The organism is Rufibacter soli (assembly GCF_054781795.1).
Genome location: NZ_BAAGTS010000002.1, coordinates 2,108,158 through 2,121,124, shown reverse-complemented (window position 1 = coordinate 2,121,124; position 12,967 = coordinate 2,108,158). Strand labels below are relative to the sequence as shown.

General features: G+C 49.3%; 14 protein-coding genes. 10 read left to right on the top strand and 4 right to left on the bottom strand.

The features are described from left to right. Positions 1 to 17: 17 nt before the first annotated feature. On the bottom strand, positions 18 to 809 hold the full coding sequence (locus ACYVJQ_RS10740; RefSeq protein ID WP_460893075.1) for a transporter: 792 nt from the start codon (positions 807 to 809) through the stop codon (positions 18 to 20). Positions 810 to 1,067: 258 nt separating this feature from the next. After that, positions 1,068 to 1,406 (bottom strand): tetratricopeptide repeat protein, encoded by a 339-nt coding sequence (locus ACYVJQ_RS10735; RefSeq protein WP_460893074.1) that lies wholly within the window; start codon positions 1,404 to 1,406, stop codon positions 1,068 to 1,070. 61 nt (positions 1,407 to 1,467) lie between these two features. Between ACYVJQ_RS10735 and ACYVJQ_RS10730 the strand changes: the two genes are divergently transcribed. The 4 genes from ACYVJQ_RS10730 (at position 1,468) to ACYVJQ_RS10715 (ending at position 5,206) form a co-directional block, all read left to right on the top strand. After that, positions 1,468 to 2,205, top strand: a complete 738-nt coding sequence (locus ACYVJQ_RS10730; protein WP_460893073.1) for an electron transfer flavoprotein subunit beta/FixA family protein — start codon at positions 1,468 to 1,470, stop codon at positions 2,203 to 2,205. 2 nt (positions 2,206 to 2,207) lie between these two features. Beyond that, positions 2,208 to 3,176 carry an electron transfer flavoprotein subunit alpha/FixB family protein gene (locus tag ACYVJQ_RS10725; RefSeq protein ID WP_460893072.1) on the top strand — a complete coding sequence of 323 codons (969 nt, stop codon included), beginning with the start codon at positions 2,208 to 2,210 and terminating at the stop codon, positions 3,174 to 3,176. Positions 3,177 to 3,194: 18 nt separating this feature from the next. Beyond that, entirely contained in the window at positions 3,195 to 3,809 is a 615-nt protein-coding gene (locus tag ACYVJQ_RS10720; RefSeq protein ID WP_460893071.1) for a bifunctional nuclease family protein, read from the top strand. A 95-nt stretch (positions 3,810 to 3,904) separates the two neighbouring features. Next, positions 3,905 to 5,206 (top strand): NupC/NupG family nucleoside CNT transporter, encoded by a 1,302-nt coding sequence (locus tag ACYVJQ_RS10715; protein WP_460893070.1) that lies wholly within the window; start codon positions 3,905 to 3,907, stop codon positions 5,204 to 5,206. Positions 5,207 to 5,581: 375 nt separating this feature from the next. On the opposite strand, the gene ACYVJQ_RS10710 is transcribed toward ACYVJQ_RS10715, so the two are convergent. Continuing rightward, positions 5,582 to 6,388, bottom strand: a complete 807-nt coding sequence (locus ACYVJQ_RS10710; RefSeq protein ID WP_460893069.1) for an ABC transporter ATP-binding protein — start codon at positions 6,386 to 6,388, stop codon at positions 5,582 to 5,584. A 43-nt stretch (positions 6,389 to 6,431) separates the two neighbouring features. Continuing rightward, the gene (locus tag ACYVJQ_RS10705; RefSeq protein ID WP_460893068.1) at positions 6,432 to 7,160 is read right to left on the bottom strand and encodes an MlaE family ABC transporter permease; all 729 of its coding nucleotides are present in this window, start codon (positions 7,158 to 7,160) and stop codon (positions 6,432 to 6,434) included. Positions 7,161 to 7,269: 109 nt separating this feature from the next. On the opposite strand from ACYVJQ_RS10705, the gene ACYVJQ_RS10700 reads away from it, so the two are divergent. The 6 genes from ACYVJQ_RS10700 (at position 7,270) to ACYVJQ_RS10675 (ending at position 12,863) form a co-directional block, all read left to right on the top strand. After that, on the top strand, positions 7,270 to 7,977 hold the full coding sequence (locus tag ACYVJQ_RS10700) for an SDR family oxidoreductase (protein WP_460893067.1): 708 nt from the start codon (positions 7,270 to 7,272) through the stop codon (positions 7,975 to 7,977). Between the two features lie 256 nt (positions 7,978 to 8,233). Next, on the top strand, positions 8,234 to 8,950 hold the full coding sequence (locus ACYVJQ_RS10695) for an SDR family oxidoreductase (RefSeq protein WP_460893066.1): 717 nt from the start codon (positions 8,234 to 8,236) through the stop codon (positions 8,948 to 8,950). Positions 8,951 to 8,959: 9 nt separating this feature from the next. Next, positions 8,960 to 9,877: a gliding motility-associated ABC transporter ATP-binding subunit GldA gene (gene gldA / locus ACYVJQ_RS10690; RefSeq protein WP_460893065.1), complete on the top strand. Its 918-nt coding sequence runs from the start codon at positions 8,960 to 8,962 to the stop codon at positions 9,875 to 9,877. Positions 9,878 to 10,010: 133 nt separating this feature from the next. Further along, positions 10,011 to 10,739 carry a gliding motility-associated ABC transporter permease subunit GldF gene (gldF, locus tag ACYVJQ_RS10685; protein ID WP_460893064.1) on the top strand — a complete coding sequence of 243 codons (729 nt, stop codon included), beginning with the start codon at positions 10,011 to 10,013 and terminating at the stop codon, positions 10,737 to 10,739. Continuing rightward, entirely contained in the window at positions 10,733 to 12,442 is a 1,710-nt protein-coding gene (gldG, locus tag ACYVJQ_RS10680) for a gliding motility-associated ABC transporter substrate-binding protein GldG (protein WP_460893063.1), read from the top strand. The genes gldF and gldG overlap by 7 nt, the downstream gene beginning before the upstream one ends. Beyond that, the gene (locus ACYVJQ_RS10675; RefSeq protein WP_460893062.1) at positions 12,432 to 12,863 is read left to right on the top strand and encodes a GNAT family N-acetyltransferase; all 432 of its coding nucleotides are present in this window, start codon (positions 12,432 to 12,434) and stop codon (positions 12,861 to 12,863) included. The genes gldG and ACYVJQ_RS10675 overlap by 11 nt, the downstream gene beginning before the upstream one ends. The last annotated feature ends 104 nt before the right edge of the window (positions 12,864 to 12,967 follow it).

Below are 12,967 nucleotides of genomic sequence, written 5' to 3'. Positions count from 1 at the left end.
GCCTAAAACGCATTTTCTTACCTAGGAATCCTGACGCAGAACCCCGTGCTGAGGAAGTAATCTGGAGCATTGCTGGTTATGCCAATTCCTGCCGAGGCATCTAATTGAAGGTTGGGACGCAGTAAAAAAGTAAGCCCCATATCAGTGGAGTGGCCCCATTTTCCTTGCTCCGGTTTTTCCCCGTACACCTCGGCGAAACCGCCCCAACGGTCACTTAGGGCTGAACAAATTGAAAGCGTGTAAAATCCTGTGCCTTCCGGAGAATCCCCGTCCCAGGCGTAACCCAGGTTGTATCCCAAGGAGAATCTATTTGACAGGGTGTGGGAGAGGGAGAACGCGAAATCTGGGGCCACGTGTGCAGGCCTGAACTCTGAGGAACCTGACGGCACCGTAAGATGAGCTAAGAAAGCAATACTGGGCAAAAGGCCATTTTCTTCAGTCACTTTAATCTTGGTTCCTATGGAAAAAGCGGTCAGCCCTTTGGCCGTGACCGGTCCTTTTTCCTCTTGGATGGTGGTTCTTAGGTAATCAGTGGCCAAACGCACTTCCAACTGGTCCAATACGCCCCACCGCACCAAAGTGGTAGGGTATAGCACCTCCGTGTATTTCTGGCCCTCCATGCGGGAAATTTGCCTTGAAAAGCCACTTTCAATTTGCAGCGTACCAAGGGCCTGCACGGTGGCAGACTCCGTTCTATCTGGCCTGTCTGAAACAAAAGGTACGGACGTTTTTTGAGTGCTATCTGGCGGTAACTGCGCCAACACCGGCAACGGAAGCCAAACCAATAAACAAAGAGAAAGGGATTTCATAGGCACCAACAGTTTCGTTTTTCTATCTTACAGGTAAGTCTAAACAAAAGTTTAGGCTTATCTAAAAAATAGTTTACGAAAGTTGGCTTTTGCCTATTGCCGCTGACGACGTGGCATAATAAATGGATAATCCCTTACCTACAAAATACAGTGCTTAAACAAAGGCATACCTATTTCGGACTAGCCATTCTATTATTAGTGACAGCAAAAGAAAAAATATGCGTTGGAGGCAAAAATAGTATGCATGCCAACTAAATTTTAGTCATCTTCGTAGTCTAAACCCATCATCTTGTTGTAGGCCTGCTGCAATTCAGAGAAGGCGTGGAGCTGGCCTTGTTGCCGGCTCACCTGCATGCCTTTCTGGTAGGCTTTCTGCGCAAGTTCCGGTTCTTCTAGCTGCAGGTAGAGGCTGGCCGCGTGGTAGTAGGTACCTACATAGTCAGGGTGTTCGGCTAACAGTTTTTCATAGAAAAACCGGGCTTTTTCTACGTTGGTAGGGCGGTACTCCGTGGCTATGGCGTAGAGGGTGAACGGATCAGAAGGATCTTGCTCATAGAAGGCCAGGAGTTGGGTCAATCTGCTGTTAGTCGTTTCCATTTGATGAATTATTCTTTAAATTGCCCACAAAATTAACTTAAATCCGCTAACCCTAAGTTAAATGAAGATCTTAGTTTGCATTAGCAACGTTCCTGATACCACCACCAAAATAACATTTTCGCCAGATGGCAAAGCGTTTAACACGGCCGGGGTACAGTTTGTGATAAATCCGTATGACGAGTATGCCTTAACCCGCGCCATTGAGCTGAAAGAAGCCCAGGGCGGCACGGTGACGGTATTGAACGTGGGGGAGGCAGATACGGAGCCAAACATCAGAAAAGCATTGGCCATTGGTGCCGATGACGCCATTCGCGTGAACCTGAAACCCACTGATGCCTTCTTAGTGGCGCAGCAGATTGCGCACTACGCCAAAGAAGGTGGCTATGACCTTATACTTATGGGCCGCGAGTCTATTGACTACAACGGCTTCCAGGTACATGGTATGGTAGGTGAACTAATGGGAATTCCTACCATTGCGCCGGCCATGAAACTGGATGTGAACGGTTCAACCGCTACGTTGGAGCGCGAGATTGAGGGCGGCAAGGAAATCATTGAGGTGGCATTGCCTCTGGTGGCCAGTGCCCAGCAGCCTATGTCTGAGCCGCGCATCCCTAACATGCGTGGTATTATGACCGCCCGCACCAAGCCTTTGCAGGTAGTGGAGCCCGTTAACCAGGACGCCAAAACCACGGTTCAGAAGTATGAATTGCCGCCGGCCAAGTCTGGGGTGAAAATGATTCCCGCCGAGAATGCCGGTGAGTTGATTAAATTATTACGTAACGAAGCTAAAGTTCTATAAGCATGTCTGTATTAGTTGTGATAGAATGCGCGAACGGCGAAGTGAAAAAATCTTCCTTGGAAGCCGCTTCGTACGGGAGCAAAGTAGCCGCCGCGCTAGGTACCTCGGCCACAGCCGTAGCCATAGGTGATGTGCAGCCAGATGCCCTTCAAGGCTTAGGTGAGCAAGGTATTACCAAAGTGTTGTTAGACAATGACAAACGCCTGCATGATTTTGTGGGTGCCGCCTATGTAAAGGTGATTGCGAAAGCCGCTGAGCAGGAAAACTCCAGCGTGATTGTGCTGTCTAACTCCAACATTGGTGCCGCCATTGGCAGCCGCCTGGCCGTTAAGTTAAACGCCAGCCTGGCCACCAATGTGGTATCCCTGCCCCAGATCAACGGGTCTGCCTTTACGGTGCGCCGCGGGGTATTCTCTGGAAAGGCATTCTCTGAGGTAGAATTGACTTCAGACAAAAAAATTATTGCGGTTAAGAAAAACGCGCTGGAGTTTGAAGCCAATGCGGGCGCTACTGCCACAGTAGAAAATTTCTCAGCCGATCTTTCAGATGCTGATTTCGCTGCTGCCCCCAAAGAAACCATTAAGCAATCTGGTGACATCCTGTTAACCGAGGCTGAAGTGGTAGTGTCTGGCGGTAGAGGCTTGAAAGGGCCTGAGAACTGGCACCTGATTGAAGAATTGGCCAAAACTTTAGGGGCAGCCACCGCTTGCTCTAAGCCAGTGGCAGACGTGGGCTGGAGACCTCACCATGAGCACGTTGGCCAAACCGGTATCACCGTGAGCCCTAACCTGTACATTGCCGTGGGTATCTCAGGAGCCATCCAACACCTGGCCGGGGTTAACTCTTCTAAAGTAATTGTCGTTATCAATAAAGATCCGGAGGCACCCTTCTTTAAAGCCGCAGATTACGGTATTGTAGGAGATGCGCTGGAGGTTGTTCCAAAATTGATAGAAGCTGCAAAGGCTTTATAGACAAAGACGAGAGAAACTGTGAAGAAAATTGAGCTAGAGATATTGGGTTTGTCATCAAGCCAGTCGCAATCCGGTTCTTTTGCCCTGGTACTAGGGGAGAAGGACGGCACGCGCCGTTTACCCATCATTATTGGGATGTTTGAGGCACAATCCATTGCCATTCAGATTGAGAAAATAAACCCCACCCGGCCGCTTACCCATGACCTTTTCAAGTCATTCGCCCAGCAAATGGACGTGAGCGTGCAGGAGATTATGATCTCAGACCTGAAGGAAGGGGTGTTTTTCTCCAAGATTGTCTGCACGGACGGTGAGAAGGAGTTTGAGCTGGACGCCCGTCCCTCAGACGCCATTGCCATAGGTCTGCGTTTTGGGGTTCCTATCTATACTGTTGAATCTGTTCTGTCTGAAGCAGGCATTATCCTGAGCGACATGGACGAGGAGGAAGAAGAGGAAACCGACGAAATCCCGACTTCCGCTAGCTCAACGCCCAGCGCTTCAACTTCCTCCACCGGAAAAAGCAACATTACTGAGGTTTCTGTAGAGGAGCTCAATAAAATGCTGAACGAGGCTCTGGAGAAAGAGGATTATGAAAAAGCTGCCAAGATCCGTGATGAATTGAACAAGCGGAATTAGCTATTTGGTAACATAGAAAGAAAAAGTCCTGGGCCTAGCTCAGGACTTTTTTTTATGACCATAATTTGACTTATTTTTGGCGATATTTGACCTCTATGTTATCTGTTCTTCAGGGAGCCATCGGCTATTTTGTTCTTATTGGTATTGCCATTTTATTCTCCACCAACCGCAAGGCCATCAGCTGGAAACTAGTGGGAGTAGGTATCCTCATCCAAATTATTTTTGGGGTGCTGGTAACGGAGGTTGGGTTTATAAAAGCTGGTTTTGAGGCCGTTAGTGAAGGCTTTGTGAAACTGTTAAGCTTTTCCAGCGCTGGTTCTTCCTTTTTGTTTGGCGAACTGGCCAACCCGGGTTCAAAAACCGGAATTGGCTTTATCTTCGCTTTCAACGTTTTACCCACCATTATTTTCTTTTCTACTGTAACAGCCGGCCTGTATTACATGGGAGTGCTGCAGAAAATAGTGTTCGGGATTGCATGGGTAATGTCTAAGGGCATGCGCCTTTCTGGGGCTGAAAGCCTTTCTGCGGCCGGAAACATCTTTTTAGGCCAGACCGAGGCCCCGCTTTTGGTGCGCCCTTTCATCCAGAACATGACTAAGTCTGAGCTTATGTGCTTGATGACGGGCGGTATGGCTACATTGGCCGGTGGGGTTCTGGCTGCCTACGTAGCGTTTTTGGGGGGTGGAGACCCAGTGCAGCAGGCTATTTTTGCCGCTCACTTGTTAACTGCTTCCATTATGAATGCCCCTGCAGGTATTGTGATGGCCAAAATACTGGTGCCAGAAACCGAAGGAGATAAAATCAACACCGAACTGGAAGTAAACAAAGAGTCTTTGGGCGTGAACATCATTGATGCCATGTCTACCGGCGCCGCCGATGGCCTGAAACTGGCTTTGAACGTGGGAGGTATGTTGCTGGCCTTTATTGCGGTGATTGCCCTTTTGAATTCCATTTTAATGAGCCTGGGTTCTTTCTCAGGCCTGAATGAAATGATCGTAAGTTCTACTGATGGCCGTTTTGAAGGGCTTAACTTCCAGTATATTCTTGGTCAGATTTTCAGGGTGTTTGCCTTTTTAATGGGAAGCCCATGGCAAGATTCTTTGCAGGTTGGTAGCCTTTTAGGGCAGAAAACGGCTGTCAATGAGTTTGTGGCCTACTTAGACCTGGCCAAGATGAAAGCTGAAGGCACCATTGCACCAAAGTCAGTGATTCTGGCCACTTACGCCCTTTGCGGGTTCTCAAATTTCAGCTCCATTGCCATCCAGATTGGCGGTATTGGCGGTATGGCCCCTAACCAACAGGGCAACCTTTCTAAGCTTGGATTACGGGCGTTATTAGGCGCTTCTATTGCTTGTATGATGACCGCTACTATTGCTGGTATCTTATTTGAATTGTAATAAACGACCATCCTTTTACAGCAAAAACCCCGGCTTCTGATTTCTTTCGGAGGCCGGGGTTTTTGTTTTGTGGTTAAGGGAGTGGCGGTTCAAATAGATGCGAAGAATTGTCTTGTTATCCTTTCAATGCTTTTCCTTCTCTATGGGTAAAGGCTTTTCTAGTTCGCCCACAAGGTCCTTTCAGGATGACAGAGAGGGGAGAAAGGCTTCAAAGAAGCGCAGTCGTACAATTCCTGGACGAACAAGAGAACGAAGAGAAGAGAAGAGAAGAGAAGAAAGAACATACAATCGTTCAGGTTCCTAAATGCATTGATAGGCTAGCTGAAGTAGTATTGCCAAAAAACAGGGAGCATCGTTTCTAGAATAATTTTTGAGTTATTCCCTGTTTTGCTCTTCCTCGTCTATTTTATTTTGCTCTTCTTCCTCAATCTGCTCAATCTTTTTGGCGTCCCGCATAAGGCGGTTAGAGAAGATAAAGTCATTCAGTTCTTTCACATGGGTATCCATGATAGTGCTGCTATGGCCTTCCCATAGTTTCTTGCCTTCGTACATGAACATCACGTTGTCGCCGTATTCTAGCACAGAGTTCATGTCATGGGTTACCACAATGGTGGTGATGTTGTACTCCTCGGTTATCTCCTTGATGAGTTCGTCAATCTTGATGGCTGTTAAGGGGTCAAGTCCGGAGTTGGGCTCATCGCAGAAGAGGTAGGTACAGTGCGGGGCAATGGCCCTGGCAATGCCCACGCGCTTTTTCATTCCGCCGCTGAGTTCAGAGGGCATCAGGTTGCCAGACTTCTCCAGGCCCACGCGTTTGAGGCAAAACTCCACCCGCTCTTTGCGTTCGGCCCGGCCCATGTCCGTGAGCATAATCAGGGGGAATTCCACGTTCTCGTTCACGTTCATGGAGTCAAATAGAGCGCTCCCCTGGAAAAGCATGCCTATTTTCCGGCGTATCTCCTGCTTTATGTCCAGTTTGTTATTGGCAAAAATGCGGCCATCATAGGTGATGCTGCCTACGTCGGGTTTTACCAGGCCCACAATGCACTTCAGAAGTACGCTTTTTCCGGTTCCGCTGGCCCCCAGCAGCATGTTCATTTTTCCAGACTCAAAGACGCCACTTATGCCTTTCAGCACTTTTTTGCCGTTAAAGCTCTTTTGAATGTTATGTATCTCAATCATGGGGATAAAGTCTGAATAGGGTTGCCCTGTGCCTGGAAACAGCTTACAGCAGTACCTGCGCGCATACGTAGTCAGCGATGAGCACGGCTATGACGCTGCTGGTTACTGCATTGGTACTGGCCCGGCCTACTTCCAGCGCCCCGCCAGAGGTAAAATACCCTTGGTAAGAGGAGATAGTAGAAATCAGGAAGGCAAACACAAATGATTTGATCAGGGCAAAGGTGATGTTATACGGGATAAAGGAGGTGCGTAAACCAACTATATATTCCTGTCCGGACAAGGCCCCAGAAAGCGTGCCGGCCAGGTAGCCGCCCAAAATAGACAGAAACATGGAAATAATCACCAGCATAGGAAAGACTAGCAAGGAGGCAATGATTTTAGGCAACACCAGGTAAGAGGCAGAGTTGATCCCCATCACTTCAAGGGCGTCGATCTGCTCCGTAATGCGCATGGTGCCCAAGCCGCTGGCCATGTTGGAGCCTACCTTGCCGGCCAGTACAATGGAGGTAATGGTAGGGGCCAGTTCCAGAATGGTCATTTCCCGCACCATAAACCCGATGGTGGAATTGGGAATAAGGGCATTGGTGAGGTTGTAGGAAATCTGCACGCAGGTTACCGCCCCAATGAAAGAAGACACCACCCCCACAATAAAAATGGAGTCAATCCCAATCAGAATGGCTTCATCTATTACTCTGTTAAAGAGAATTTTAAAAGACTCTCCCCGTTTTACCAAGGTGGAAAGGAAGAGTAAAAAGGCACCGAAGGTTTTCATGCAGCGGGTAAGAAAATGGGTTTGCGGCAAAGCCGCAAAAGCAGGCCACTAAGCCATTCTATGTTTCAAATACCTATATTACGTTGAAAAAAGAAAAAACATCCATCTCATGCAAAAATATATAGTGGTGACGGGCGGCACCAAAGGCATTGGGCGGGCCATTGTAGACCGGTTCGCGGCCGAAGGGTTCCATATTATCACCTGCGCCCGCCATGAACAGGACCTCAAGAAACTGAAACTGGAGATTGAACGTGATTTCACTTTCTCAAAAGTATACTACCAGGCCGTTGACGTTGGGCAGGAAGGGGAGGTTAAGCGTTTTCTGGAGTATATCAAAACCCTGAAAGTAAAGATAGACGTGTTGGTTAACAATGCTGGCTTTTTTATACCGGGCATGATCCATGAGGAGAGTGATACCGTGCTACGCGAGATGATCAACACCAACCTCTACAGTGCCTATGACCTCACCAAGGGGCTGGTAGGCGACATGATCAAGCGCCGCGATGGCCATATTTTTACCATCTGCTCTACGGCCAGCGTGACAGCCTACACCAACGGCGGGTCTTACTGCATTGCCAAACATGCCCTCTACGGCATGACCCGCGTACTGCGCGAAGAACTGAAGGAGCATAACATACGCGTGACCGCTGTATTGCCAGGCGCTACCTTCACCGCCAGTTGGGAAGGGGTGGACCTACCCAAAGACCGGTTCATGAAACCCGAAGACGTAGCCCAGGCCATTTTTACCGCCCACACTCTGTCTAGAAACACCGTGATAGAGGAGTTGTTGCTACGGCCGCAGTTAGGAGATATTTAGGTGTTCGTTTTTAGTTGTCAGGGAAAATAGGGATAATCTTGTAGAGGGTCAAAAGGCGTTTTGAAGCCATTTTCTAGAAAACAGGCCCAAAACGGAAAAGGGTTTAAAAAGGTATGGCCTATTCATTTAGATCTTAACCTTCCTCTGTAAGCCTGCTCCTAGCACTTAAAATGGACAACTAAGCACGAACAACTATATACTATAACCGCTTTTGACTAATTTTGAAAGGATTTGAATTTACTAGCCTAAGCCGTATATGGAATTAGAAGGAAAAGTAGTAGTAATTACCGGGGCCAGCAGCGGAATAGGCCTGGCTGCCGCCAAGTTACTGTTAGAGCAAGGCGCCACCGTGGTAAGCTGGAGCCGTTCCCGCCCTAAAATTTCACACCCAGATTTCTATTTCTTTGAGTGCGATGTGCGCCACGAGCAATCTGTCTGGACAGCCTTTGAACAGACCGTAGAGCGGCTTCGGCAGAATATATCTGTTCTCATTAATAATGCAGGGTTAGGTATTCAGGGCGCTATGGACACTATGAGCCCCAAAGACTGGCATACTATGATGGACACCAACGTGAACGGCATTTTCTATTGCACGCGCTTGGTTTTGCCTCAAATGAAGAAGCAGTTGGAAGGCCATATCATCAACATCTCTTCCATTGCCGGCCTTACCGGTATTGAGAACATGAGTGGCTACTGCGCCACCAAGTTCGCGGTACGCGGCATTTCTCAAGCCTTGTTCAAAGAGGTGCGTCCCTTTGGCGTAAAGGTCACCTGTATTTACCCGGGCTCTACCGCCACCTCGTTTTTTGATGGTTTTGAAGGCACCGGCACCGCCCCTGAAAACATGATGCAACCCGAGGATATCGCCTCCACCATTCTGCATGTGCTGCAGTCGCCGCCCAACTACCACCACGTAGACATTGAGGTGCGCCCGCTTATGCCTAAAGGAAGGCCTGAGCCAAAGAAAGCCTAAGCTGCCTACATGGGAATTGAAATAAAAGACCTTACCAAACTGTATGGCACCCAGGCCGCCGTTGACCATGTGTCGTTTACGGTGGGTACCGGGGAGATTGTAGGTTTTCTGGGACCCAACGGGGCCGGAAAATCCACTACCATGAAAATTGCCACCTGCTACCTGCCGCCTTCCAGCGGAACGGTGCTGGTGAACGGGTTTGACGTGTTGGAACAGCCCAAAGAAGTACGGCGCCAGGTAGGCTACCTGCCCGAGCACAACCCGCTTTACCTGGACATGTATGTGCGCGAGTACCTCCATTTTGTTGGGAAACTTCACGGCTTGGGCAACAATCAGGTAAAAAACCGCACCGATGAAATGGTCAACTTATGTGGCCTCACCCGCGAAAGCCATAAAAAGATTGGCGCTTTGTCTAAAGGCTATCGGCAGCGGGTAGGTTTAGCACAGGCCCTCATCCATGACCCGCAGGTACTCATTTTAGATGAACCCACCACGGGCCTGGACCCTAATCAAATTGTAGAGATCAGACAACTGATCAAAGAAGTCGGGCAATCCAAAACGGTGCTGTTTTCCACTCACATTATGCAGGAAGTAAGCGCTCTTTGTGACCGCGTGCTCATCATTAACCAAGGCAAACTGGTAGCAGACAGCCCGGTGGCTGAACTCAAAAATATGGGTCGCCAGGAAACCAGGATCCTGGCTGAGTTTGAATCAGAAGTGCATCCGGAATCCGCCCTGCTTTCCTTGCCCGGGGTAGAGCGCGTAGAGCCCGCCGGCCCATTGAAATACCGCATAGTAGCAGGTTCTCAGGCAGACTTACGATCTGCTATCTTCCGGATGGCTGGGGAACAGGGGTGGCCTTTGGTAGGACTTCAGCAGGAAGAAAACTCCCTGGAGAAACTGTTCCAGGAACTGACCAAGGCTTAATCAAAATCCATTTTTATAAAAGCTGTTTTGGGCCTGTTTTTTAGAAAACGGACCTAAAACAGGAAATAGAGAACTTATATCCAAAGCATACCCAAACTTGATACTAGCGTCAAATATCTGGTATCTAAAAAATATGTTCGCCATCCTTTCCAAAGAATTCAATTCCTACCTTAACTCCCTTATCGGCTATATTGTCATTGGGGTGTTTCTGGTGGCTACAGGGCTGTTCATGTGGGTTTTCCCAGATAGCAGCGTGCTGGACTACGGCTACGCCGATCTGCAAAGCGTGTTTCTGCTAGCACCCTGGCTATTCCTCTTTCTGATCCCAGCCATTACCATGCGCACCTTTGCCGAGGAGCGCAAAGGCGGTACCATGGAACTGCTGCTCACCAAGCCTTTGTCAGACACGCAGCTGTTACTGGGCAAGTACTTTGCCTGTCTATTGCTGGTTCTGTTTGCGCTGTTGCCTTCGTTGCTGTACTACCTAAGCGTGTACCAACTGGGTGACCCGGTTGGCAACATTGACTCTGCGGCCGTGGCGGGTTCTTACCTGGGGCTGGTGTTTCTGGCGGCGGTATTTGTAGCCATGGGTGTTTTTGCCTCCTCCCTCACCGAGAACCAGATTGTAGCCTTTATCCTGGCCGTGTTTCTGTGTTACCTGGTGTATACCGGTTTTGACCTGCTGGCCTCTATAGATGCGTGGGGCACCTTCTCTTATTATATTGCGCAGCTGGGTATATCTTACCACTATAACGCCATCAGTAAGGGGTTGATAGATTCCCGTGATGTACTGTATTTCCTGAGCGTGATTACTATTATGCTGTTGGCCACTAAACTTGTATTGGAGAGCAGAAAATGGTAGAGCAGACCCAACCCAATGCGCAGAAACCCGTGGTGGAAAGCCGCCGCCGGCAAGACTGGACCTTTTTTCTGGTAGCCGTAGGGCTGCTGCTGATCCTTAATTTTGTGGCTAACCGCTACTTCTTCCGGCTAGACCTCACCGAGGACAAACGGTATTCCATCTCAGACCAGACCAAAACACTGCTGGCTAACCTCAAGGAGCCGGTGAACATTACCGTGTACCTGGAAGGGGAATTCCCGGCGGGGTTCCGGCGTCTTCAGAACAGCACCCGCGAGATGCTGGAAGAATTTAGGCTGTATTCAGATGGGCGGGTGCAGTACCAGTTTATAGACCCCAACGCCAATACAAATGAAGAGGCCCGCAATCAGTTCTACACGCAACTGGCCCAAAAAGGCCTGCAGCCTACCAATTTGTTTGCGCAGGAAGGTGACAAGAAAGTAGAGAAGATCGTCTTTCCGGGTGCCCTTATTTCCGCGGGTAGCAAAGAAACTGCCGCTACCTTATTAAAAGGTAGCCAAACGGCTCCGCCCGAGGAACGCCTAAACCAATCTATTGAAGGGTTGGAATATGAGTTGGCCACGGGTATTCAAAAAGTAGCGTCCACCAGTGCCGGGCGCATAGGCATTCTTCAGGGTCACGGAGAGATCTGGTTACCGCAGGCAGCAGATTTTCTGGGTACCTTGTCTGAATACTACACCGTGAACCGCGTGAACCTGAGCCAAGTACCCAACCTGAACAACTTCAATCTGGTGGTGCTCATGAAACCTACTCAGCCTTTCTCTGAGCAGGATAAATATAAAATGGACCAGTTCCTGATTAGGGGCGGCAAGCTGCTATTCATGCTGGACGGCGTAAGGGCTTCGCTGGACAGCATCAGAGAGGAAGGGGCCCTTGCGTTCCCGTATGACCTCAACCTGCAGGACATGCTATTCAAATACGGGGTTCGCGTGAACCCAGACCTGCTACAGGACCTGAATTCCAGCTTCATTCCTATGGTCACCGGTTACATGGGCAATCAGCCGCAGACCCAGTTGGTACCTTGGCGCTATTACCCTTTGATCAACAGCTTCAGTGAGTTGCCGGTTACCCGTAACTTAGATGCCGTGAAGACCAAGTTCGTGAGTTCCCTGGATACCGTGAAAGCCGTAGGCATCAAAAAGTCTCCGCTTATGTGGACCTCCCAATACTCGCGGAAGCGCGATTCACCGGTTTCCATCTCCTTGAATGACCCACGCGTAGACCGTGACCCTAAGTTGTTTAACCAAGGGGCCATTCCTGTGGGTTATTTGCTGGAAGGCAAGTTCCAGTCGGTGTTTAAAAACCGGCCGGTGCCGGAGGGGGCTTCTATTCCTTTTCTGCCGGAAAGCAAAGCTTCTCAACTTGTGGTTTTCTCAGACGGTGATCTGGCTGCCAATGAAGTAGACCCACGGTCAGGGCGGCCTATGGAGCTAGGCTATGACCGGTTCACCCGCACGCGTTTCGCCAACAAAGAGCTCCTGAAAAACGTGGTGGACTACCTGCTTAATGAAAAGGGCCTGATTGAATTGCGGGGAAAGGAAATAAAGCTTAGACCGCTGGACAAACTGAAACTGCGGGAAGAAAGAACCAAATGGCAGGCTATAAACCTTGGCATTCCATTGGTGTTACTAGCCCTGTTTGGAGTTGTGAAATTCTGGCTCCGGAAGCGCAAGTATGCCCGGTAAAATAGACATCCAAACCATTTCCGCCGATCAAACCTGGCTTATACGGCAGGCCGTTATGTGGCCCACGCACCCGCTTTCCTTTGTGCAGTTGCCCAATGACGAGCAGGGGCTGCACTTTGGTGCCCTGCTAAACCACCGGGTAGTGTCCGTGGTCTCACTGTTCACAGAGGGCGGCCAGGCGCAATTCAGAAAATTCGCTACCCTACAAGAATTCCAAGGCCGGGGCTACGGACGGGCGCTTTTGAAACACGTATTTGCCATTGCTGCGGCCAACCAGAACGTATCCTCCGTTTGGTGCCATGCTAGGTCCTCGGCGCAGGGGTTCTATCAGAGAATGGGAATGCACCCTGAAGGAGCGAATTTTAACCGGGATGGATTGGAGTATATAAAAATGAGGTTGGTTCTCCATCCTTCCGGCTAAGCCTAAAAATGTCATCTAATCCCGCTTTCCTGTTTTAAGCCTGTTTTTTGAAAAATAGGCTTAAAACAGAATTTAAGAACCTACTCTATAGGTCATGACCTTTC